We start from the raw sequence: 24,506 nt of genomic DNA, 5'->3' as shown, positions 1-24,506 counted from the left end.
CGCCTAACTCCCCCACAAATTCGGTAAACTTGGAAATAATAAGCATTCTTCATCACTATGATAAATGCTATATTAATTATCAGAAAAACAACTACTGACAATTAATCGAGTTTTCTTTTCTATTTCATCCCAGTTTAATTCTCCAGACTCATTTACTAACATGGAATCAATTTCGACGGGTTCATTTTTTTCTGTGGTAAACTCTTTAAAACAAACTTGAAAACAGATAAACCAAACATTAGTTTCTTTTACTATATCTCGTTTTTTTTGGGTTAAAATATGACTGGGAAAGGGTTCATTAATTTCCTTATAGGTTACATCCCAATTATTTATCTCTGCTTGTTTTCTAATGTTATCTACTACTCTGATATAGACAGGTTGCATTAGTAGATTTGCTTTTTCATAGTCAAGATTTGTTTTAAATTGTGGTGATTTCATGGTTAGATATTATCGAAATGTTTGCTTTGCGGGTAACAGTATAAATTATTCTCGCAATTATAATAATTTTTTGGATTTTTTGATAGTTATACTTCCACTGTTGATATTTTAATTTAGATTTTTTTACTTCTAAGCCTACGGTTAAAATTGACAGAGGAATTTGTTTTAATACCAGCTTTAACTCTGGTTCTATTCCTTCTAATAATTGATTGATTTCTTTTAGTTTACTATTAATTTTTATTATTTTTATAAATATTAAAATAAGGGCGATCGCCATTAAAACATTTATAGAACAAACTGTAATAATAAGAATCATTAAATTACTTAAACTTCAGTTTAAAGAAAAGAATACTGCCTGCCAAAATTAAAGTCACTAAATTAGTTAACAACACAGGAATATCTTTAACAAAAAAACCATAAATAATCCAAAGAATTACCCCAATACAAAAACAAAGAAACATGGCTAAAGAAATATCTTTCGCTGATTTGCTACGCCAAGTTTTGAGAGCTTGAGGAAGAAAAGAAATCGTAGTTAGAGTACCAGCCATCAAACCAACAATTGTAATAATATCCATAAATAAGGTATCGCAGAAGTATTTGATTAAGTTATCATATTATTACTTAAAATCTTTAAGAATTAATAAATTAAAATAGTTAAAAGTTTAGCTATAATGAACCTTTTAAACTCTCCGAATATTATCCATTATTAATTATCAATTATTTACTCCTCCTCCCCCCGGAGTTTCAATAACAAAGACATCATTAACATTCATTTGCACTTCCGCTGTTGCCCCCAAAGTTTCAACCTCTCCACTCTCTCTTATCACATAATTCTTACCCACCATACCCTTACCACCACCATTTAAACCCGATGGAAGTATCCTGCGATGACTCGATAAAATAGCCGCCGTCATGGATTCCAAAAAGCGAATTTGACGGATTACCCCATCACCCCCTCGAAAATCTCCCTTACCACCGCTACCCCTGCGGATAGAGAAAGAGTCTAAACGCACGGGAAAACGCCACTCCAACACTTCAGGATCTGTTAATCTGGAGTTAGTCATATGGGTTTGAATGGCATCTGTACCATGGTAATTATACCCTGCCCCTGAACCTCCGCAGATGGTTTCATAGTATTGATATTTGTTATTGCCAAAAGTAAAATTATTCATCGTGCCTTGGGAGTTTGCCATGACACCCAAAGCGCCATAGAGACAATTAGTTATTTGTTGGGAGGTTTCCACATTTCCTGCTACCACGGCGCATGGATATTGAGGATTTAAAAAACAGTTGGAAGGGATGATAATTGTTAGGGGCTTGAGACATCCTGAATTGAGGGGAATATCTTTATCAACAAGGGTACGAAATACATATAAAACCACTGCCTTACATACGGACATGGGGGCGTTAAAATTGTTGTCCTGGGGCGCTGATGTGCCTGTAAAATCGATGGTAGCTCGATCTTTTTCTTCATTGATAGTTACTGTCACGCTGATTTTGGCGCCATTGTCCAAGTGACTGGTAAATCGACCATCTTTTAGTAATTTGATGGCATCTTTTACGCATTCCTCGGCATTTTCTTGGGCAAAGTCCATATATTGTTTAACGGTTTCTAAGCCGTAATAGTCTGCCAGTTTTATTAACTCTTGTAAGCCTTTTTCATTGGCAGCAATTTGTGCTTGTAAATCGGCTAAATTTTGTTGATAATTGCGTACAGGATAGGGATGGTTTGTTAGTAATTTCCATAGTTCTTTTTCCCGTAATTTTCCTGCTTCTACTAAACAAAAATTATCGATTAAAATGCCTTCTTCTTCGATGATTTTACTCATAGGAGGCATGGAACCGGGAGTTATTCCCCCGATGTCGCTATGGTGTCCCCTAGAAGCTACAAAAAAGTCTGGTTTTTCTGAGTTAATAAATACGGGAGTGATGGCGGTAATATCGGGTAAATGGGTTCCACCATTATAGGGATTATTTGTAATATAAACATCTCCTTTTTTTAGTTGGCTTCCCTTACTATTAATTAGGGCTTTTACTGTTTCCCCCATAGAACCGAGATGGACAGGAATATGGGGAGCGTTAGCGACTAATTGCCCTTTTTTGTCAAAAATTGCACAGGAAAAATCTAGTCTTTCTTTTATGTTGACAGAATAGCTAGTTTTTTGTAAGGTAATACCCATTTCTTCGGCGATAAAGCGAAAAAGATTGTTAAAAATTTCTAGTAAGATTAAATCTTTTTCAACTGCTTTTTTCTCGGAAGATAAGTTATTATTTTTTACTTGATTATTGACTGTTGTGATAATTAAATTGTTATCTTGATTAATTTGTCCTTGCCAACCTAATTCGATCACATTTGTGCCTGTGGATTCGATAATTAATGCTGGACCTATAATAGGTTGATGATGGGGAATTTCTTGCCGTTGAAAAACAGGGGTATTATGCCATTGATTTTTGCTGTAAAGTTGTACATGGGTAATGGGAGTTAATTGTTTTACTGTTTTTTGTTCTATTTCTGGTAATGTATCTTCATAGGTAGGGTTAATTAATTCGAGAGAAATTTGTTCAACTATCAGGGGTTTATTTTCGAGGATAAAGCCATATAATTTTTTGTGAGCTTGGTTAAATTGTTGTATAATTTCTGAGTAGTTATAATAGTCTATTTCGAGGGGTGAATCTGTGCCTTGATATTTGAGATATATTTTTTGTTTATAGGTAATTTTTTTGGGCTCAATTTTGTTTACTTGGTGAGATAGTTCGGTGAAAGTTTCTTGTTTAAGTTGCTCAAAATCTTGGTTTAATGAGCTTATTAGGGAAGGGGTAAAGGTTTTTTCTTGGCTTTTTTCTTTGATGATGCGAATGTCTGCTAAGCCAATGCCATAGGCAGATAAAACTCCAGCGAGAGGATGGATAATGATATTTTTGATACCCAAGGATTCGGCGATTAAACAGGCGTGTTGTCCTCCTGCCCCCCCAAAACAACAGAGGGTATATTCACTGATGTTATAGCCTTTTTGTAGGGATACTTTTTTGAGGGCGATCGCCATTTTCTCTACTGCTATTTGTAGGAATCCTGAGGCAATTGTTTCAGTAGAAATGGGATTATCTAATTGATTTTGTATATCAATAAAGTTCTGTTTAACTACTTCTATATTTAAGGGTGATTTACCATCCATCCCAAAAATTTGTGAGAAAAATTGAGGTTGTATTTTACCTAAAAATAAATTACAATCAGTTATGGTTAAATCTCCCCCCTTGCCGTAACAACCAGGCCCTGGATTTGCTCCTGCTGACTCTGGCCCCACTCGATAATTTAACCCGTCAAAGGTACAAATAGAGCCTCCTCCAGCGGCTACGGTGTCGATGGCCATCATGGGGGTGCGTAGTCTTACCCCTGCAATTTCGATGTCTAGGGTGCGCTCGTATTCCCCGTTAAAATGGGCGACATCAGTGGAAGTACCTCCCATGTCGAAGGTGACAATTTTGTTAATTCCTGCTCTTTGACAGGTTTTCACTGCGCCCACAATGCCCCCCGCAGGGCCTGATAAGATGCTATCTTTACCTTGAAATTGAGATGCGCTGACTAACCCTCCATTGGACTGCATAAACATTAGTTTGGGTAAGGTGTCTTTTTGTCCTCTGGTTGTCATTTCCTGTTGCACTTGCTCTACATAACGGCGTAAGATGGGGGATAAATAGGCATCGACGACGGTGGTATCTCCTCTACTGATTAATTTCATCAGGGGGCTAACTTCATGGGAGAGGGAAATCTGTGTAAATCCGAGGTTACGGGCGATCGCCCCTATACGTTTTTCATGGTCTGGGTAACGATAACCATGGAGCAAGACAATGCCACAACACCTAATTCCTTGGTTATATACCTGTTGTAGATCTTGAATAACTTTTTCCTCATTTATGGAGATTAACTCATCACCATGAGCCGAATAACGAGCGGAGACTTCGATTACCCCCTCATACACCATAGAAGGCAAAATAATTTCACGGGCGAAAATATTGGGGCGATGTTGATAACCAATGCGTAACGCATCCTGAAAACCTTCATTGGTAACTAAAACCACCCTTTCCCCTTTTCTTTCTAACAAGGCATTGGTGGCTACCGTCGTTCCCATTTTCACCACTTCAATGTTTTCTAAGGGCATGGGTTGCCTTTCGGATAAACCCATCAAAACTCTAATACCCTCCACGGCAGCATCAGAATATTGACTAGGATTTTCTGACAATAATTTATGGGTGATTAGCTTTTTTTCTGGATTTAGGGCAATAACATCAGTAAAAGTACCACCCCTATCAATCCAAAACTGCCATTTATTATTATGTGCGATCGCCATTTTCCTCTTTACTTCTCCACAGTAAAAATCTTGCTATAAATAGTATAAAAGGCGATCGCACTCTATACTCTCAACAAAGGTGCGATCGCCATGACTATACTTTTCATTTTTTAATTCTACCTAATTTAGCTTATCAGAATCGTTCTGCACCCCCATAAGAATAGCTCCTTTAATATCCAATACTTCTGAATAAGCAAAGTTATCATAAAAAATATTTCACTTCCGGAAAGTGCCACTGAGAAAATTAATGCGTGGAGTAATTTTTTAGTTGCGATCGCCAGTATATTAAAATCTTTTGCCCCTTATCTATGGGCTTTAGTTGTCATTTTAGTAATTATTCCCCTAATAGGACAAGGAATTATCGCTAATTCTTTTAGTCAAAGTCAAGCAAAGCCAGCCAAAGAAATTACCATAAAAGAAACTAAAATTGATTGGCAAAAAATAGATATTGCGGTTCAAGATAGTTTAAAATCAGCCTATGAAAATACGAATCAATATGCAGAGAAAGAATTAGAAACATGGACTGATGAATTAGTAAGTAGAATAGATCCCGACTTTTTAGACTGGTATTTTGGCTATCTTAATCAAAAACAGATAGAATATAAAGGTTTTTTTACCGCATTAAAAGCGGGAACTTTTAAACTATTAGGATTTAATAATAAAGATATTAACCAACAAATAGCTGAACAAATAACAGCTGATTTTCAAACCGAATTTGCAAAAAGGGTTTTACGCCCTCAAATTGCTCAATTACAAATAGAAAGAATTACCAATCAAATAGTACGACATTATCTAGATCAAGTCCAACACAATGTTAACAACATTCCCGTCAAATACAAAATTCCTCAAAACCAATGGAATAACTACTTAAAGGATATTGCTGTTAGTATTTATGACACCGAGGGCAACATTTCTAATACTCCGTTAAAAGTATTTACAGGAGGCACAGCCTATGTCGTCCTTAAACCTCTGATGGTAAAACTTATACCTACAGTGAGTAGTAAAGTTACTCTAAAACTAGCAGGAAAGGCTGGAGCTAAAGTAGCCACTAAAACGGGAGGATTAATCGCTACGAAAATAGGTAGCACCTTCTTAGATGCCACAGTCGGTGTTGGTATTATTTTATGGGATATGTGGGACATTAACCATACGGCTCAAGTAGAAAGACCTATTCTGAAGGAAAATTTAGCGGATTACTTAGAAGAAGTCAAGGATTCTCTTATCTATGATCCACAAACAGGAATTATGGCGATTATCAATCAACTTCAAGAAAGTATCGCTTTAAGTGTCACCTAAAACAGCCTATTTTGTTCCTTTGTCAAATTCATAGGGGTTGAACATTTTTCAACCCTCAAAAACTCTTGATTTACCTGAGTTGACACATTTATCTAATAGCTTAATCTTACCCATAAATTTTGCAAGGAAAGAAGTAATTATGTTGACTATATTTAATCAATTAGCGAAGAAAGCTACGATTATTCTCGTTATTATTTGTTTAATTTTTTCTCAGTTTTTGATTGACGTTAAAATCGCTTATTCAGAAGTAATAAATAAAAATAATATTGCTATTGCAGATGCAAAATTAACAGACTGGTATGACGTTGATAAACGTCTGGTAGAAAATATGAAGAAAAGTTTGAAAAGTGCGGAAGACTTTGCCAGTGAAGAATTAGATAATTATATTGATAAACTCATGGTAAATGTAGATGAAAGATTTTTAAATTGGTACTTTAATTTTTGGTATCAGAAAGCTATAGAATATGGTGGAGCATTAAGTTGGATTGTTTTTAAATTAGACGAGCCTTTAAAAGTGTTTAGAAAAGAAGATGAAAAAAACCTTAATTCTTCTGAAGTTATACAAAAAAGATTAACAGAAGATTTTTACAATAAATTTCAAGAATTAGTCTTTACAAAATCATCCCAAAAAGAGTTTATTAAAATTATTGAAAGAACTGGTAATTTATATGGTCATTCCGTAGAGATAGGTGTTGCTGAAGTGAAGAATTTATATAAAATACCAGACGAAGATTGGGATGGTCATTTAGGCGAATTAGCTAATTTAATTTACAATACTGGCAATAGTAAATCTGGTTTATCGGCGGATAATTTTGGTAGTGCTTTATTAACACAAACCACCGTTGTCGGTGCCACTGTCATTGGTGCAAAATTATTTAGCAATGTTGCTTTAAAAGCAGGGAGTAAATTGGCAGTAAAAGGTGGTGCGTCCGTTGCCATCTCTGCTACTCAATTAATTGATCCTATTCTCGCTATCGGATTTATTGCTTGGGATGTTTGGGATTATAATAATATGGTAACAAACTCTCGTCCTATTTTACGACAAAATATCTTAGACTATCTCACTGAGTTTAAGTATCAAACTTTACAAAACCCTGAAATTGGAATTGTGCCTAATTTAGAGGAAATACAAAATTCATTAATAACAAAAATAAATTTAGCATCTTTATAAAATAAATAAACAAAAGAAAAGGTGGGCAATGCCCACCCTATAGATTATACAGGCATACCTAAAATGTCCTCGATTTTCGGCATATCTTCTAAAGCAATAACGCGCCCTTCATCCTCAAAACCATCAATTTCATTGAAGTTCAAATAACGGTATAAGTCATCCTTGAAAGGATCAATTTTCTCAGAAACGATCGCCATGTACTCCTCCACAGTAGGAATCTTACCAAGTAAAGCACACACAGCAGCCAACTCCGCACTACCAAGATAAACCCTTGCACCCTTACCCATACGATTATTAAAATTACGGGTAGAAGTAGAAAATACCGTGGCATTATCTTCCACACGGGCTTGATTACCCATACACAGAGAGCAACCCGGCATTTCAGTTCTAGCGCCAGCCGCCGCAAACACACCGTAAACCCCCTCATTGCGCAACTGTTGCTCATCCATACGGGTAGGAGGACATATCCATAAACGCCCTTTCACAGTACCAGCACCCTCAAGGATTTTCGCCGCCGCGCGGTAATGTCCTATATTTGTCATACAAGAACCGATGAACACCTCATCCACCTTATCCCCAGCACACTCACTCATGAGCTTAACATTATCAGGGTCATTGGGTGCCGCTACGATAGGCTCTTTAATTTCATCGAGATTAACAACGATGGTATCAGCATATTCCACATCCTCATCCGCAGACATCAGGGAAGGATTTGCTAACCATTCCTCCATCTTGGCAATACGACGTAACATGGTACGCGCATCCTGATAACCACGGGCAATCATGTTTTTTAATAAACTAACATTAGAGCGCAGATATTCCGCCACCGTTTCTTCACTTAGTTTAATGGTACTACCAGAACAAGAACGCTCTGCCGTTGCATCGGTTAATTCAAAAGCCTGTTCTACTTTGAGATCGGGTAAACCTTCCATCTCCATAATACGACCATTAAAGACATTAATTTTGTCACCCTTTCCAGCGGTTAACTTGCCTTCTTGCATGGCTACCCAAGGAATGGCATTAACGATGTCTCGTAAAGTTACCCCCGGTTGTAACTCCCCAGTAAACTTCACCAATACCGACTCAGGCATATCCAAAGGCATAGCACCCAATGCCGCCGCAAAAGCCACTAAACCAGAACCTGCGGGGAAAGAAATACCCAAGGGGAAACGGGTATGGGAATCGCCTCCAGTGCCGACAGTATCAGGTAATAACATTCTGTTTAACCAAGAGTGAATGATGCCATCCCCCGGTTTGAGAGATACACCGCCACGGGTAGCGAAAAAGTCGGGTAAATCCTTATGGGTTTTGATGTCCACAGGTTTAGGGTAGGCGGCGGTATGGCAGAAGGTTTGTAGGGTTAAATCTGCGTTGAAACCTAAACAAGCCAATTCTTTTAACTCATCCCTTGTCATAGGCCCTGTGGTATCCTGAGAACCTACGGTAGTCATAATTGGTTCGCAAGAAGTGCCAGGGCGGATACCTTCCACTCCACAGGCTTTTCCTACCATTTTTTGAGCGAGGGTAAACCCTTTACCGCTATCTACGGGGGGAGTAGGACGTACAAATAGGGTACTAGGTTCTAATCCTAACGCTTGACGAGTTTTATCGGTTAAAGCTCTACCAATTAATAAAGGAATACGTCCCCCTGCTCTCACTTCATCTAAAATGGTTTCAGGTTTGACAGTGAAAGTGGTTAGGGTTTCGCCATTCTCAGCGGTAATTTTTCCTTCATAGGGGTGAATGGTGATAACATCCCCAGTGTTAAATTGATTAACGTCACATTCGATGGGTAGGGCACCAGAATCTTCGGCGGTGTTGAAGAAGATAGGGGCGATTTTACCACCTAGGATATAACCCCCTGCTTTTTTGTTGGGTACGAAGGGTATTTCTTCCCCTAGATGCCACAATACGGAGTTAATGGCGGATTTACGAGATGAGCCTGTACCAACGACATCACCTACATAGGCGACGGGATGCCCTTTTTCTTTTAGTCTGGCAATGGTTTCCAATCCCTCTGGCATACTTGATTCGAGCATCGCCAAGGCGTGGAGGGGAATATCTGGGCGAGTGGTGGCATGGGGGGCGGGGGATAAGTCGTCGGTGTTGGTTTCCCCCGGCACTTTGAATACTGTGACGGTAATGGTTTCAGGTACTTTGGGTTTACTGATAAACCATGAACCTTCTGCCCATGCGTCAATTACTTGTTTGGCGTAGGGATTGGTTTCTGACAATTCCAATACGTCGTTGAAGGCATCAAATACCAACAGGGTTTTGCTAAGGGCGTTGGCTGCTTCGGAGGCGATGTTGGCATCGGGAGATTTGAGCAGGTTAACGAGGGATTGCACGTTATAACCGCCCATCATGGTACCCAGAAGGCTCACTGCTCCTTGTTTGGAGATGATAGGGGAGGTTAATTCCCCCTTGGCGATCGCCGTTAAAAATCCAGCTTTAACGTAGGATGCTTCGTCAACTCCGGGGGGAATGCGATCGCGAAGCAACATCATTAATTCTTCTTTCAATTCTTCGGGAGGATTTTGCAACATTTCGCATAGGTGCGATGTTTGCTCGGCAGTGAGAGGGAGGGGAGGAATGCCTAACTTTGCTCTTTCTTCCACGTGTTGATGATATTCTTCTAACCAAGTCATAATATTTTGCTTAATTTTTACCATAATCTACTATTTTAAGCATATCAAGATCCGAGACTCTGATTTTGTATTTAATGTATCGAGTTGATTAAGGGGCGATCAATATTTTAATTGTTCCCATTGATTAAATCATTAATAAAATCTTTTATAAGAGTCATACTGTGTAATCTAACACTTTCTTCATTTATCCATTTATTATCTTGTATGGAAACTTGTATGGCTTTTCCTGGTTTTAAAATACTACTAATAGTAGATATAATTGCCTTATTTCTCCCCGCAGGTTTATGAAAGTCTTTCAAGTCTTTTGTTGTTAGTTTAGTTTGATCAATCTCTTCAATATATTTTGTTGCTGATTTCAACAAGTCAGAATATTTAGTTTCTGCACATTCAATCAATATCGATTCCAAAGTACCTTGATTTTGATTATCAGGTAAGATAAAAACACCAAATCGAGGGTTACTCATCTTACTAACTTGACCTATTTGTAATGATTGAAAGTTAATAGAGTTGTTGCGAAATAGGTTTTTTGAAAGATTCAGTCCTAATTTAACAAGGGTTTCAGATACGCAGATATTTAATTCGCAACAAGTCTTATTTCTACATCTAATTTTTTAATAGAAGTTGTACCTTTGGCTGTAATTGATACTTTATCGTAGTATTCATCTTCATTTTTAGATGACATTTTCTGTTTTTGAAAAATCCATTTAATAGATTCTAAATCAGGCCTATAACGAGAAATTCTACCTGAATAGAAACTACGTTTTGATATTTCAAACCAGCGAACTGGATCTAAAGGGTTACAAAAAAGTGCAATAGCTTCCAGAATACTTGTTTTACCTGAATTATTATCTCCCACGATAATATTAACCGTTCCCATATCGGATAGATTAATTTCTCGAAAACCACGAAAACCACAAATTGTTAAATTTTCTAAAATTTGATTCATGCAGAACAGATAAAAAGTATAGCTATTAAGCCTATCATGACTAAGATAAAGTATAAGTTATTTTAAGCAATAATTCTATTTTTCCATTTAGTAAGTGCGATCATTTGTAGTGATGGCTTTAGCCGTCATTAATAAGCTCCAAAGAGCTAATAAGAGCTATTGAATTTTTGTCAGAATTAACAGCGCAATAGGTGTTTTAAGGCGCGATCGCCCTTAGCCTTTTCCCCAGAGGAATCTTATTAGAAAAACTTGACACTTTGAAAATGATTATGTTAAATTATTATCAATTAAACATTAACGTTTAACCGTTCAGGAAGAAAGGAGGTGATGCCCATGGTTGATAGTAGTAAAACTTTGGGTTCCCTAGCTGGACAAAGTGAACTGAGTTCTGGAGCTATTCTTTAAATCATAATTCTGATTTGGTCATTGGTACGTTCTGAGAGTTATTTGAAAGTTTCATCCAGCAGTTACACCTAAACCTTTTAGGGAATCCTTAAAAAAAAGCCCTTGGAATGTCCAAGGGTTTTTTTATGTTTCAATTAACGATCTTCTATGGGAATATAAATCCCATCTTTCTCACCCACATAAATCTGAGTAGGTCTAAAAATACGGTTAACCGCTAATTGCTCTCTCCAGTGAGCCAACCAACCTGCCACACGGGATATGGCAAACATAGGAGTAAATAAATCAGGCTTAATGCCTAACTTGCGATACACCAAACCAGAATAAAAGTCCACATTGGCATAAATTCCTTTATGACCTAATTTTTCAGCGACAACTTTTTCTACCTCTAAAGCAATATCATAATATTCATCATGACCCGTAAGCTCAAAAAGTCTCTCCGCTAACTGTTGTAGAATTCTAGCACGGGGATCTTTCACCTTATACACCCGATGACCAAAACCCATAATTTTTTTCTTATTCTCAACACAATCCTCAATATAAGGACGGACATTTTCGATAGAGCCAATTTCCTCCAACATTGTCAAAACTTCCTCATTCGCCCCCCCATGAAGAGGCCCTGCCAAAGTACCCACCGCCGATGCCACCACCGCATAAGGATCCGTTAAAGTAGAAGATGTTACCATAGCCGAAAAAGTAGAAGCATTCATGGTATGCTCTGCATGAAGCATTAAGCAAACATCAAAAATACGTGCTTCCAAAGGTTCAGGCTCTTTTTCCGTGAGCATATACAAGAAATTAGCAGAATAATTCAGATCATCATTAGGCTTAACAGAATCATTACCCTCACGCATCTGGGAAAAAGCAGCCACCATGGTGGGAATTTTAGCAATAATTCTCACCACCGCATCCCTAATGTACTCCTCCTTATCCAAAGCACGACGAGAATAAAACAAACCTAAAGCCGCCGCTGAAGTTTGCAAAGCATCCATGGGATGACCACTTTCAGGAAAACACTTCATCATATCCCGAATATGATACTTAATTCGTCTATGGTTATTTATATCAACCTGAAAACTGTCCAACTCTTCCTTACTAGGTAATCGGCCCCAAATTAATAAAAATGCAGTTTCCAAAAAGGTACTTTTTGTGGCTAATTCCTCAATATTTATACCTCTATATTTTAATATACCTTCCTTCCCATCCACATAACTAATGCTAGATTTGGCGACGGGGACTCCTTCTAAACCTGGTTTGTACTCACAAGCTGGTTGTGCCATTTTTATACCTTACACAAATAAATATATTGAATGAAAATAGATGATTTTAAGTTTCTCATAAGTCATCAGAGATACTAAACAGGTGTTAAAGTATCAGGGACTCTTGTTAAATTCCATTGTTAACCCTCATCTGTCAACTGTCAATTGGTGTTAACAACCACTTAGGAGAGGTAAGTAAAAATAGTTCACTATTACCAATGGGATTACCCATATCCAAAATGTTAATGCCAATTATCCCTGCCTTTTTTAAGGTTATCTTTCCGTTACTATTACCCCATATTAATATTTCTGCCCAGTTACCCAAATCAGGTTGATGACCGACCAAAATTAAATTATCTTCTTCAGTATAATCCGAGTTTTGTAACCAGTGAATCCATGATTGAATATCACCATTAGGAAGCAAAGCGGTATTTTCTTCCATTGTAGGAGCAAGGTTATAATTTAAAAGGATTTGAGCGGTTTGTTTTGCCCGAACATAGGGACTGAAAAGAATGAGATTACACAGGGTTTCTATGGCTTTAAATTTTTGAGCCACCTGATTAGTTTTAGCTATTCCTTTGGGAGTTAATGCCCTTTGGGGGTTATCTTCTCCTCCCACTCTTTCTTGGGCGATGCCGTGACGAATTAAATAGATTTTCATAAAGATTAGGGCTAGTAACAATAGGCAATGAGACTTTAATTCATTTTGTTTTGCTCATTGTAGCCCTTCATTTTCCTATTTTTTATCATTATTCAAGCACTTTTTTATCACAGGCTATATAGTAATTAACCTACATAGGTTATTTTCCTCAAAATGATATGATTAAGAAATATATAAATGAGTGGAAAGAATTATAAAAATAGAGTATGTTTAAAAAAATATTTGGCGATCCCAACACAAGGAAATTAAAGAAGTTACAACCTCTGATTGCCGAGATTAACTTATTAGAGGAAGATTTTAAAAATTTATCAGACGATGAAATGAGGGCAAAAACAGCTTCTTTTAAGGAGATGTTTGCTAAAACCAAAACCAAAGAAGAAAGAGACGATTTGCTAGACGAAATTTTGGTGGAGGCTTTTGCCCTAGTAAGGGAAGCTGGAATAAGAGTTTTAGGTATGCGCCATTATGATGTCCAACTTTTGGGGGGCATTGTATTACATACGGGGCAAATTGCAGAGATGAAAACAGGGGAAGGTAAAACCCTTGTGGCGACTCTACCTGCATATCTTAACGGTTTGACGGGGAAAGGGGTTCATGTGGTGACGGTAAACGATTATTTGGCTCGTCGTGATGCGGAGTGGATGGGGCAAATTCATCGCTTTTTGGGTTTAGAGGTGGGTTTGATTCAAGGGGGTATGACTTCGGTAGAGCGTCGTAAAAACTATTTGGCAGATATTACTTATGCCACTAATAGTGAGTTAGGTTTCGATTATTTGCGGGACAATATGGCGACTTCCATTGAGGAAGTGGTACAACGATCGCCCCATTACTGTATCATTGACGAAGTTGACTCTATCTTGGTGGATGAAGCCCGTACACCGCTAATTATTTCGGGACAAGTCGATCGCCCCATAGAAAAATATCAAATGGCGGCTCAGATTGCCCAAATGCTCACCAAACAAGAGGAAGAAGGTGATGGTGGACATTATGAAGTGGATGAAAAAGCCCGTAATGTCTTGCTAACCGATGAAGGTTTTGCTAAGGCGGAAGAGCTTTTAGGGGTCACAGACTTGTATGATCAGGAAAACCCCTGGGCTCACTATGTTTTCAATGCCATTAAAGCCAAGGAATTATTTACCCGTGATGTTAACTACATGATTCGTAATGATGAAGTGGTAATCGTTGATGAATTTACGGGGCGGGTATTGGCTGGAAGACGATGGAGCGATGGTTTGCACCAAGCCATGGAAGCCAAGGAAGGGGTTGAAATTCAACGGGAAACCCAAACCCTTGCCAGTATTACTTACCAAAATTTCTTCCTTCTATACGAAAAGTTATCAGGGATGACGGGTACCGCCAAAACTGAGGAAACAGAATTTGAGAAGGTTTACAACTTACAAGTAACCATCGCCCCTACCAATAGACCAAATGACCGTAACGATTTACCCGATGTAGTATATAAAACCGAGGAGGCTAAATGGAAAGCGGTGGCGGAAGAATGTGCAGAAATGCACGAAACGGGGCGCCCTGTATTGGTTGGTACTACCAGCGTAGAAAAATCTGAATTATTATCGGCCCTGTTGGCAGAGAAAAAGATTCCCCATAACCTCCTCAATGCCCGTCCTGAAAACGTGGAAAGGGAGTCGGAAATTGTGGCTCAGGCAGGAAGAAAAGGCGCTGTAACCATTGCCACCAACATGGCAGGCCGTGGTACGGACATCATCCTTGGCGGTAACTCTGACTATATGGCAAGGCTGAAAATTCGGGAATATTTTATGCCCCAGGTGGTGCGTCCAGAGGATGATCAATTAAAATTTAGTGTTGCTGGTATTGATACGGGCAAAAAAGCTAAAGGACAAGGGTTTAATAGTAATGGCAGTGGTAAAAAACCCAAAACGTGGAAAGCCACTTCCGATATTTTTCCCTGTGAATTATCCCCTGAAACAGAAGCTCATTTAAAAGAAGCGGTGAAGTTGGCCGTTGATAATTACGGTTTCCAAAGTTTATCAGAGTTAGATGCTGATGAAAAAATTGCGATCGCAGCGGAAAAAGCTCCCATCGAAGATCCCGTTTTGATCAAACTTCGGGAAGCATACAAACGCATCCATGGGGAATATGAAGCCCTTACCTCCAAAGAACATGACGAAGTAATTGAAGCAGGGGGTTTACACGTAATTGGTACAGAAAGACACGAATCTCGCCGTATCGACAACCAATTAAGAGGTAGAGCAGGAAGACAAGGGGATCCCGGTTCTACTCGCTTCTTTTTGAGCTTAGGAGACAATTTACTGCGGATTTTTGGGGGCGATCGTGTGGCTGGACTCATGAACGCCTTTAGAGTAGAAGAAGATATGCCCATCGAGTCTGGAATGTTAACCCGCTCCCTCGAAGGCGCCCAGAAAAAAGTAGAAACCTTCTACTACGATGCCCGTAAAAGCGTCTTTGAATATGACGAAGTCATGAACAACCAGAGACGAGCCATTTATGCCGAACGTCGCCGAGTATTACAAGGGGAAGATTTAAAAGATCAGGTAATCCAATATGCCGAAAAAACCATGGATGAAATCGTAGATGCCTACGTCAATCCAGAATTACCCCCCGACGAGTGGAACGTGGAAGCCCTAGTAGATAAAGCCAAAGAATTTATTTATCTGCTCCAAGATGTCACCGTCAAAGACTTAGAAGACATGACCGTAAACGAAATGAAAACCTTTTTAAGAGAAGAAGTCCACAAGGCTTACGACTTAAAAGAAAATCAAATCGAACAACTACAACCAGGCCTAATGCGTCAAGCCGAGCGCTTCTTTATCCTCCAACAAATCGACACCCTCTGGCGTGAACATTTACAAAACATGGACGGATTACGCGAAGCCGTTGGTTTAAGGGGTTATGGACAAAAAGATCCCCTCATTGAATACAAACAAGAGGGTTACGAAATGTTCTTGGAAATGATGATTGATATTCGTCGTAACGTCGTTTATTCTCTTTTCCAATTCCAACCCCAAGCCCAACCCCAAGCTGTATAATCTCAGTTTTGATTAACACTCCGAATAAAAGTCCCCCAGTATTGGGGGATTTGGGGGGCAAACATTGATAACATGAGCAATAATATAATCACAAAAGATAAAAAGACGATTTAAAATGTCCGCCCAAAAAACTATCTGTATTACCCTCGGTACAAGGCCAGAAGCCATCAAGCTAGCTCCCGTTATTCAAACCTTTCAACAAGCCTCTGACTTTGACACCAAAGTAATTTTGACAGGGCAACATCGGGAAATGGTTGCTCAGGTAATGGACATTTTTGGCTTGAGTGCCGATGAAGACTTGGATATAATGCAACCTAATCAAACCCTCAGCGACATCACCTGTCGCAGTTTGCAGGGATTAGAAAAAATCTTTCAAAAAATACAACCTCAGTTGGTAATTGCCCAAGGGGACACTACCACCGCTTTTGCCGCTGCCCTCGCTTCATTTTATCAACAAATACCCATAGGTCATGTGGAAGCAGGATTGCGTACTAATAATATTTATAATCCCTTCCCCGAAGAAGCCAACCGTCGCCTAATTTCCCAAATTACCCAACTCCATTTTGCTCCCACTACCCTAGCGGTGGAAAACCTGAAAAATTCGGGGGTAACGGGGGAAATTCACCATACGGGCAACACGGTTATTGATGCTTTGTTATCCGTGGCGGACAAAAATCCTCCCTGTGATGTGGAGGGGTTAAATTGGGGTCAATATAGGGTATTGCTAATGACTGTCCATCGCCGAGAAAATTGGGGCGAACCTTTGCAGGACATTATTAAGGGAATGCAGTTAATTTTAGATCGATTTCCTGATGTTGCCATAATTCTTCCCCTCCATCGTAATCCCACGGTGAGAAATCCCATCAAACAGGCTTTTGATAACCATGAAAGGGTATTTTTAACCGAACCCTTAGACTATCAAGAATTAGTAGGAGCAATTAAGCGTTGTTTTTTCCTTTTAACTGATTCTGGCGGTTTACAAGAAGAAGCCCCCAGCTTAGGAAAACCTGTGTTAGTTTTACGGGAAACGACGGAAAGACCAGAAGCTGTCACCGCAGGAACAGCTAAACTGATCGGTACAAATTCAGATACAATTTTTAAATCAGCCCAAGAATTGTTAACTAATAAAAACAGTTATGAAGAAATGGCGGGGGCAATTAATCCTTTTGGGGATGGTAAAGCGGGCGATCGCATTTTACAAATTACCAGAAATTATTTAAGTTAAAAGGGAGCCATTTGCTCCCATTAATTAATAATAAAAACTACAAATTATTAACTGTTCCCATAAATAAAATAGTATCAGTTTTTTCATCCTGAATTGCATAAAAGAAAGGACGATTTACTGACATTTCAAAAGGAGGATCTACGGGGAGAGAAGTAACTCTAACACCAATAGAAGTAACAGCTGCTGCCTCCGTACCCTCCTCATTTACATCAATAAAAGTCTTATGTTTTACCTGATCAATGGAGACAGGTTCATCAGTTAAATTAGTGAAATCAGCCTCATTAGTAAAAGCCTTAGAAATGCCTAACTTTTGAAGCACATCATTCAATGAAATATCATATTCCACGGTAAATCTTGGCAAACGAATAGTCCCTTCCCGACGGTTTAAACTAGCAGTCCACTCCTGCCATGTATCCGCATTTAATTCTCCCATCACAGCATCTAAACTAGAATCTTCTTGGGGTAAAACCACATACATCGCCAAATCCTCCGATTCACCATAGGGTAAACGAATCATTTGTAAATCATCATTTTCTACATAAGTAAAATTCCCCTCTCGACTCATGAGAGGATGCTGAATAACCTCCCCATTAGATTGGGTAAAATCCATCTCTCGGGTTAATTCAGGATCAAATGCTTGTTGCCATTCTCCGTTAAAATAAATAGCATTAATCAGAAATAAAACATCTTCAGGGGAGATAGATTCAATGATACTGGTAATCTTTTCTTCCGTAGCGTCACTCACCCAATTGTTGATGGTATCTACCGCATCAGGGCTATCAAAATCTAGGGCTGAAACTTCACTCTCATAATATTCCCTATTTTGGCTCAAAAAGTCTGGCTTAACAGGAAAACCCTCACGAATCCAAAGAGAATTATTAATAGAAAGGGTACTTTCTTCTTGATTTTGTAATAGTTTTTGTAAAATTTTATATTGCTGATTAATTTCAGGGAGGCTAATTTCTTGCAACTCTAAAACCTGCTTAATTTCTTCCCTAGTGTCACCATCTGCACCATTATTTAACAAATTTAAAGCAATGGAAATACTGGGAGCAGAAATAAAAATATTTTCCGTATCATCTTTTTCTCGAATGGCCGAAAACAACTTGAAAGCAAAATTACGATTAGCATTGACAATTTTTTCATCTAACTGCTCAGTTTCAGATTCGGTCATACTGGAATTATCTCTTTCTGCATAGACAGCGTTATTAGTGGTAAAAATTTTATCTAAATTAGGATTAATTGCCACGAAACTAGCGGTTAATAGTAAAAAAGTTGCTAGTAATATTTTGCCTTGATTATTGTTTAGCATAGTCTTTTTTTGGTTAATTATTATTCATAATAATAGTTAATATCCTAACATCAAAATAGTTTTGATAAAACCATAAAATTGTACAATATATACTATTACTAAGACTCATTAATTATAGATTGAGTTCCCAATAATTTAACTTTTTGTTATAATTGATGGTTGGACATGGAGAGGTGGCAGAGTGGTTGAATGCGGCAGTCTCGAAAATTGTTAAGGGGTAATACCCTTCGGGGGTTCGAATCCCCCCCTCTCCGTTTATTAGTCCGACATTTTAGTTTTAGTCGGGTGCGAGTAAATTAGTTATGATGAGTATATATTGGATCGAATTTTATTAAAGGAGATATTTATGGCTTTAGCTTTGACCAATGACAATGTAGAACAAGTTTTGGATGATTTGCGCCCTTATTTAATGGCGGATGGTGGTAATGTCGAATTAGTCGAAATTGATGGTCCTACGGTAAAACTAAGATTACAAGGGGCTTGTGGCTCTTGTCCTAGTTCTGCTATGACTTTAAGAATGGGCATCGAGCGTCGTTTAAGGGAATATATCCCCGAAATTGCAGAAGTAGAACAGGTTATATAGCACTTCTAATACCCTCACCCTCATCCCCAAAAAGGCGAGGGTATTTTTTTTGATCGCAAATTAATTTTTAGGAGTTGTGGTTAAAAGCCAATGGGTGTCTTAACTTGCTATTTGAGCAAGAAACGCCAACTATCGGCTTCAAAAGGTTTACCTTTTAACATCCTATTCCAATAAATCCAAGGTAAGGCATATTTTTTGACCATCCACATACTAGCTCTTTCTTTGGTAGGATCGAGGGGAAAACTAGGGGTAGGCTCTTTGGTGTAGTCAAATTCTGCCATGATGGTTTTACCGTACCCAGTAATGAGGGGGCAACAGGCATAACCTGCATATTTATCAGCGGGGCTTTGTTTTGCCATTAATGATAGAAGGTTATTGACCACGACAGGGGCTTCTTTACGAATGGCGGCGGCGGTTTTGGAGGTGGGAATGGAGGAAGCGTCTCCGAGGGCAAATATGTTGGGATATTTATGGTGTTGACAGGTGTATTGATCTACATCGACCCATCCACCGTCATTGGCGATCGCACTGGAAGCTATAAAATCAGGAGCTTTCATGGCAGGAGATACATGGATCATATCATATTTAATAGTGACATTTTCGCTCCCATTAACAGCAAAAACAGCCTCTTTGGTGTCGGGTTTTAATTCGATAAGGTTATGACCATATTTAACATCAATATTTTTGCGCTCGACAATTTCTTCCAAGGGTTTACAGTAGGCAGGTACACCAAACATTTTACCCGTTGCATTGGCATAAATAATTTTTGTTTTATCCCTAACCCCATTTTTAGCGAAGGTTTCTTCTGCCATGTACATAATTTTTTGGGGAGCACCTGGACATTTAATTGCCCCGGCAGGAAAGGTAAAAATCGCCGTACCACCTTTGAAATTATTAATGGTTTCCCAAGTGTAATTAACTACTTCTTTGACATAGTTGGAGGTGACATCATTTTTGCCCACAGTATCCCTAAAACCAGCAATACTATCCCATTTTATTTGCACTCCGGGACATACTACCAAATAATCATAGCTAAAAACCTGACCAGTTTTGGTGGTTACTTGATTGTTTTCAGGGTCAACATTTTCAGCAAAATCTTTAATCCAAGTTACTCCACGGGGAATTAACTTATCCTCATGTTTGACGGTGTCTTCAAATTCATATTCTCCACCGCCTACCAATGTCCATGCGGGTTGATAGTAATGATTTTCCGATGGTTCAAGGACAGCAATATTAAGACTATTATTTTTCCTCATCAGTTGAGATGCAACGGTAATTCCTGCGGCACCTCCGCCAATGATTAATATTTGAAAAGACTTGTTACTCATAAAAAATAAAAAAGTTGCCGAAGCAACAGGCTAGTTAATCATATTTACTTTCTTTTAGTGTAAAAGATCCCCCCAAATAGGTGGTTATTTCTTCATATTTCTTTGAGATTTAATGATCAAAATATGGATAAAACCATGAACGATTAATGGTTTTTATGGTCAAAAAAATGCTCAAAGACAATAGACTAGGATAGGAAAACACTGGATTAGTCACTATAAAAATTTTTCATGAATGTTAACGAGCAAAAAAACTCTGGTTTAAGTGCCTTTGGTGGTGTTTATACCCCTTCTATCTTGACCATTTTGGGGGTAATTATGTATCTCCGCTTTGGTTGGGTAGTGGGTAATGTGGGCTTGTTGGGAACGTTTTTAATTGTCATCCTTTCAAGTCTGATTACCTTTTTAACGGCTTTCTCGGTATGTGCGATCGCAACGGATCGAGTAGTTAGGGCAGGGGGTGCATACTATATGATTAGTCGCTCTTTGGGCATTGAAACAGGGGGGGCGGTAGGTATTCCTTTATATCTGGCTCAGGCGTTATCTGTCGCCCTCTATACCCTTGGTTTTGCTGAAAGTGTGGTGCAAATTTTTCCTGCTTGGGCAGATTATCAACTGTATATCGCTTTGGCTATCACCATTGGTGTGGGTATCTTAGCCCTCACCAGTGCTGAAATTGCTATCAAGGCTCAATATTTTATTATGGTGGCGATCGCCCTTTCCTTGCTATCCTTCTTTTTTGGGCAACCCGTAGAAGAAACTCAACTGGAATGGTGGAGAAGCACAGATCAATCTTTTTGGCAAGTATTTGCGGTTTTTTTTCCTGCCGTGACGGGCATCATGGCGGGGGTGAATATGTCGGGGGATTTAAAAGATCCTACCAAAGCCTTACCCATTGGCACTTTAGCCGCTGTGGGTACTGGTTTTCTTATTTATATGATTATTCCCATTTTTCTGGGCTTGAGGGCTAATGCTCAAACTTTAATTGATGAACCCTTTATCATGGCGAGGATGTCTTTTTGGGGAGGGGCGATCGCCCTTGGAGTATGGGGAGCGACATTAAGTAGTGCCATTGGTAGTATTTTAGGGGCGCCGAGGGTATTACAAGCTCTCGTCAGAGATAATATTTTTCCTAAATCCCTCAGTTTTCTGGGGCAAGGGGCAGGTAAAAATGATGAGCCGAGACTAGGTACAGCAGTTACTTTGGGCATTGCGGTGGCGGCGGTATGTTTGGGGGATTTAAATTTGATTGCCCCTATCCTCACCATGTTTTTTCTTACCACCTATTTAGTATTGAATGCCTCCGCAGGTATTGAAAGTTTCCTTGATTCCCCCTCCTTTCGTCCAACCTTTAAAGTACATTGGAGTTTGTCGGTGATGGGTGCTTTGGGTTGTTTGGGAGTAATGTTTCTCATAAATGCGATCGCCACTATTTTCGCCGCCATTATCGTCTTAGGCATTTACCTATATCTGCAACGACAAGAATTAGAAGTAACATGGGGAGACAGCCGTAGGGGAATGTGGATGGCACTTCTACGCACAGGCATTTATCAAGTAGAAGAAGAAATTGCCGATCCCAAAAATTGGCGCCCCCATATCCTTACCTTCTTCCATTCCCCCCAAAAAAATTGGTCATTAGTCAAACTAGCCGATAGTTTTAACCATAAAGGCTTCTTAACCGTTGCCAGTGTGATTCCCCAAAGGAGAGACTATCAAAGTAAACAAAACTTGGAAAATACAGTCAAAGAGTATTTAACCAAAAATCAAGTACAAGGATTAGTCAAAATTATTCGCTCTGATGACACCTTTGGGGTAATCCCTCAATTAGTAGAAAGCTACGGTATCGGTGCTTTAATTCCTAATACAATCATCCTTGGCAGTAGCACCGCTTGGTTAAAAGAAGATTGGGAAACCCATCAACAATATAGTCAGATGGTAACTCAAATCCATGAGCTAAAAAGAAATATTCTTATCTTGAAACAAAACCCCCAACAGCAATTGAAAAAATATCGTCGCATTGATGTGTGGTGGGGCGGAATTCAAGCTAATGGTAGTCTGATGATTTTACTCGCCTACCTGCTCAAAAATGACTGGGATTGGTCACGGGCAAACATTTACCTCAAATTAGTCGTCCGTAATCCTAATGCCTTAAAATCAACCAAAAATAACATTAAAGCACTTATTGAAAAATTAAATATAGAATTAATCCCCGAAATTATTGTTAGTGATGAAAGCTCCTTTGAGACTATTTTAAAAGAAAACTCTCAAGGTGCTGATTTAATATTTTTAGGATTAGCCTCTCCCGCTGAAAATTTTGCCCAATACTATCATAGTTGGTTGAAAAGAACGGAAAATTTACCTACCATTGCCTTTGTCATGGCGGCTAATGATTTTCCCTTTGAGGAAGTCTTACAAAAAGAAGGATGATTAAGCTCACCTTAATTTTTGATTCTCCATCTAAACTAGAAATTTTAAATTAATTAATGCTGATTTGGCGTTAATGAGAGCTTTAGCTGTGGTGCAGGAGTTGCAACGACAAGGGGAGTTTAAAAATGTCCAGTTTCGAGCCTATTCGGGAGCTCAATTATATTTGCCATCTGGTAGTTTTGCCTCTGTAAATCGTAGTCAAGATGATACACGCAGACGCATGGAAATTCGTTTTATTCCTCCTGGTAGAAGTAACTAAAAAGTTTGATTAATTATCCATTACGTTACTGAGATTTTGAGAAAGATAATCGGCGGTGGATTCCACAAGGGCGATCGCATCTTCGTAGGCTATACGAGTAGGTCCGATGATGCCCACACTGCCTACGGGGTAAGTACCTTGATAATAATTGGAGGAGATGAGACTGCAATAGTGCATAGATTGCAAAGGATTTTCTGAGCCGATGGTAATTTTTACTTTAGAAAAAGATTTTTGTGGCTCATCTAAATTAAATACTACGGGAAAAAGTTGCTCCTGTTCCTCTTCTAATAATTGTAAAAGTATTTGCAGATGTTCGATTTGGGCAAACTCAGGTTGGCGCACCATTTTGGCGATACCCTGTACCATAATGGGGCTATGGCTAGAAATGCGGTAATTTTCGGTAATTTTCTCCAAGAGATGGTTAATAAAATGGGCATATTGCTTAAATCCTTGTTCCAATTCACTCCAATCTAAATCATCTATGTCGAAGAGCGATCGCCCTTTGAGCTTATGATTAAGAAAATTAGATAACATTTGCAACTGTTGATCAATTACCTCCCCTATGTGGTTATCATGATCTAAATTAAAATCGTGATGATCAAATAATACCGACTCTGTCTGATAATTGTCGATCACCATCACCAACATTATTTTTTGTTCCGCAATTCTCAATAATTGTAGATGATAGATAATATTGCTAGTAGTTTGAGGGAGAGTAACCAAAGCAATACAACCACTTAAATCTGATAAAACCTGAGTAATTTTCTTGAAAAGAATCTCATAATTTTTTTGTACTGAACCAACTTTACTATTTAAACTTTGTGCCAAAGACTTCTTAAGAGGTTTCTGAGAAGGTAAAAGCCTATCAACATAAATACGATAGCCAGAGTCAGAGGGAATACGCCCTGCTGAGGTGTAAGGTTGATACAAAAAACCAGCCTTTTCTAATTTGCCCATCACATTACGGACAGTAGCAGAACTTACACTAAAATCATATTCTTGAATTAAGGTTTTTGAGCCAACAGGTTCGGCAGTGGCGATATAATGCTTAACGGTTGCCTGTAATATTCTTTGATGGCGTTCATTAAGGTTAACTTGAACAGTCATCTTCTAAACATTGGTTTATGGTGAACAAAACTGAGTTTAATAAAATATTTATATTTTGCTAGTATAGCGTTTCTA

Annotated in this window: 20 protein-coding genes and 1 tRNA gene; 9 read left to right on the top strand and 12 right to left on the bottom strand. The window is 38.6% G+C overall.

Annotated elements, in window-relative coordinates:
* Positions 1–72 precede the first annotated feature (72 nt).
* The 4 genes from A5482_RS07750 to A5482_RS07735 all read right to left on the bottom strand — a co-directional run bounded on the left by A5482_RS07750 (position 73) and on the right by A5482_RS07735 (position 4,784).
* Positions 73–438 (bottom strand): hypothetical protein, encoded by a 366-nt coding sequence (locus tag A5482_RS07750; RefSeq protein WP_069791893.1) that lies wholly within the window; start codon positions 436–438, stop codon positions 73–75.
* The gene (locus A5482_RS07745; RefSeq protein ID WP_069791894.1) at positions 419–754 is read right to left on the bottom strand and encodes a hypothetical protein; all 336 of its coding nucleotides are present in this window, start codon (positions 752–754) and stop codon (positions 419–421) included. Before A5482_RS07745 ends, A5482_RS07750 begins: the two co-directional genes overlap by 20 nt.
* 4 nt (positions 755–758) lie before the next feature.
* Positions 759–1,013 carry a SemiSWEET transporter gene (locus A5482_RS07740; protein WP_069791895.1) on the bottom strand — a complete coding sequence of 85 codons (255 nt, stop codon included), beginning with the start codon at positions 1,011–1,013 and terminating at the stop codon, positions 759–761.
* A gap of 138 nt (positions 1,014–1,151) precedes the next feature.
* Positions 1,152–4,784, bottom strand: coding sequence for a hydantoinase B/oxoprolinase family protein (locus tag A5482_RS07735; protein WP_446684746.1), 3,633 nt, complete (start codon positions 4,782–4,784; stop codon positions 1,152–1,154).
* Here A5482_RS07735 and A5482_RS07730 point away from each other — a divergent pair.
* From A5482_RS07730 to A5482_RS07720, 3 genes are all read left to right on the top strand, one after another.
* Entirely contained in the window at positions 4,772–4,942 is a 171-nt protein-coding gene (locus tag A5482_RS07730; protein WP_161486853.1) for a hypothetical protein, read from the top strand. The genes A5482_RS07735 and A5482_RS07730 overlap by 13 nt on opposite strands.
* 835 nt (positions 4,943–5,777) lie before the next feature.
* Positions 5,778–6,080 (top strand): hypothetical protein, encoded by a 303-nt coding sequence (locus A5482_RS07725; RefSeq protein ID WP_083260499.1) that lies wholly within the window; start codon positions 5,778–5,780, stop codon positions 6,078–6,080.
* A 37-nt stretch (positions 6,081–6,117) separates the two neighbouring features.
* Complete coding sequence (locus A5482_RS07720) at positions 6,118–7,251, top strand: hypothetical protein (RefSeq protein WP_141712721.1); 1,134 nt, start codon at positions 6,118–6,120, stop codon at positions 7,249–7,251.
* A gap of 44 nt (positions 7,252–7,295) precedes the next feature.
* Here the strand turns inward: A5482_RS07720 and acnB are convergent, their stop codons facing one another.
* The 5 genes from acnB to sixA all read right to left on the bottom strand — a co-directional run bounded on the left by acnB (position 7,296) and on the right by sixA (position 13,167).
* Complete coding sequence (gene acnB / locus A5482_RS07715; protein ID WP_069791898.1) at positions 7,296–9,899, bottom strand: bifunctional aconitate hydratase 2/2-methylisocitrate dehydratase; 2,604 nt, start codon at positions 9,897–9,899, stop codon at positions 7,296–7,298.
* 107 nt (positions 9,900–10,006) lie between these two features.
* Positions 10,007–10,381 carry a DUF3226 domain-containing protein gene (locus A5482_RS07710; protein WP_446684839.1) on the bottom strand — a complete coding sequence of 125 codons (375 nt, stop codon included), beginning with the start codon at positions 10,379–10,381 and terminating at the stop codon, positions 10,007–10,009.
* Positions 10,382–10,473: 92 nt separating this feature from the next.
* On the bottom strand, positions 10,474–10,845 hold the full coding sequence (locus tag A5482_RS07705) for an AAA family ATPase (RefSeq protein WP_069791900.1): 372 nt from the start codon (positions 10,843–10,845) through the stop codon (positions 10,474–10,476).
* A gap of 539 nt (positions 10,846–11,384) precedes the next feature.
* Positions 11,385–12,527, bottom strand: coding sequence for a citrate synthase (locus A5482_RS07700; protein WP_446684745.1), 1,143 nt, complete (start codon positions 12,525–12,527; stop codon positions 11,385–11,387).
* 133 nt (positions 12,528–12,660) lie between these two features.
* Positions 12,661–13,167: a phosphohistidine phosphatase SixA gene (gene sixA / locus A5482_RS07695; RefSeq protein WP_069791928.1), complete on the bottom strand. Its 507-nt coding sequence runs from the start codon at positions 13,165–13,167 to the stop codon at positions 12,661–12,663.
* A gap of 206 nt (positions 13,168–13,373) precedes the next feature.
* Between sixA and secA the strand changes: the two genes are divergently transcribed.
* Entirely contained in the window at positions 13,374–16,193 is a 2,820-nt protein-coding gene (gene secA / locus A5482_RS07690) for a preprotein translocase subunit SecA (RefSeq protein WP_069791901.1), read from the top strand.
* A 115-nt stretch (positions 16,194–16,308) separates the two neighbouring features.
* The gene (gene wecB, locus A5482_RS07685; protein ID WP_069791902.1) at positions 16,309–17,418 is read left to right on the top strand and encodes a non-hydrolyzing UDP-N-acetylglucosamine 2-epimerase; all 1,110 of its coding nucleotides are present in this window, start codon (positions 16,309–16,311) and stop codon (positions 17,416–17,418) included.
* Between the two features lie 37 nt (positions 17,419–17,455).
* Here the strand turns inward: wecB and A5482_RS07680 are convergent, their stop codons facing one another.
* On the bottom strand, positions 17,456–18,730 hold the full coding sequence (locus tag A5482_RS07680; protein WP_069791903.1) for a serpin family protein: 1,275 nt from the start codon (positions 18,728–18,730) through the stop codon (positions 17,456–17,458).
* Between the two features lie 167 nt (positions 18,731–18,897).
* Here A5482_RS07680 and A5482_RS07675 point away from each other — a divergent pair.
* Positions 18,898–18,984 (top strand) — tRNA-Ser (locus A5482_RS07675).
* A gap of 92 nt (positions 18,985–19,076) precedes the next feature.
* Positions 19,077–19,313, top strand: coding sequence for a NifU family protein (locus A5482_RS07670; protein WP_069791904.1), 237 nt, complete (start codon positions 19,077–19,079; stop codon positions 19,311–19,313).
* A 107-nt stretch (positions 19,314–19,420) separates the two neighbouring features.
* On the opposite strand, the gene A5482_RS07665 is transcribed toward A5482_RS07670, so the two are convergent.
* On the bottom strand, positions 19,421–20,641 hold the full coding sequence (locus tag A5482_RS07665) for an NAD(P)/FAD-dependent oxidoreductase (protein WP_069791905.1): 1,221 nt from the start codon (positions 20,639–20,641) through the stop codon (positions 19,421–19,423).
* A gap of 228 nt (positions 20,642–20,869) precedes the next feature.
* Here A5482_RS07665 and A5482_RS07660 point away from each other — a divergent pair, with 228 nt between their 5' ends.
* Positions 20,870–23,065 (top strand): amino acid permease, encoded by a 2,196-nt coding sequence (locus A5482_RS07660; RefSeq protein ID WP_446684744.1) that lies wholly within the window; start codon positions 20,870–20,872, stop codon positions 23,063–23,065.
* A gap of 73 nt (positions 23,066–23,138) precedes the next feature.
* Positions 23,139–23,324 carry a hypothetical protein gene (locus A5482_RS07655; protein ID WP_069791906.1) on the top strand — a complete coding sequence of 62 codons (186 nt, stop codon included), beginning with the start codon at positions 23,139–23,141 and terminating at the stop codon, positions 23,322–23,324.
* Positions 23,325–23,333: 9 nt separating this feature from the next.
* On the opposite strand, the gene hrcA is transcribed toward A5482_RS07655, so the two are convergent.
* On the bottom strand, positions 23,334–24,431 hold the full coding sequence (gene hrcA / locus A5482_RS07650; protein ID WP_069791907.1) for a heat-inducible transcriptional repressor HrcA: 1,098 nt from the start codon (positions 24,429–24,431) through the stop codon (positions 23,334–23,336).
* Positions 24,432–24,506: the final 75 nt, after the last annotated feature.

Origin of the sequence: Cyanobacterium sp. IPPAS B-1200 (assembly GCF_001747005.2) — a bacterium.
GTDB lineage: Bacteria > Cyanobacteriota > Cyanobacteriia > Cyanobacteriales > Cyanobacteriaceae > Cyanobacterium.
Note: the sequence above shows the minus strand (reverse complement) of the source record. Positions and strands in the feature narration are given on the sequence as shown.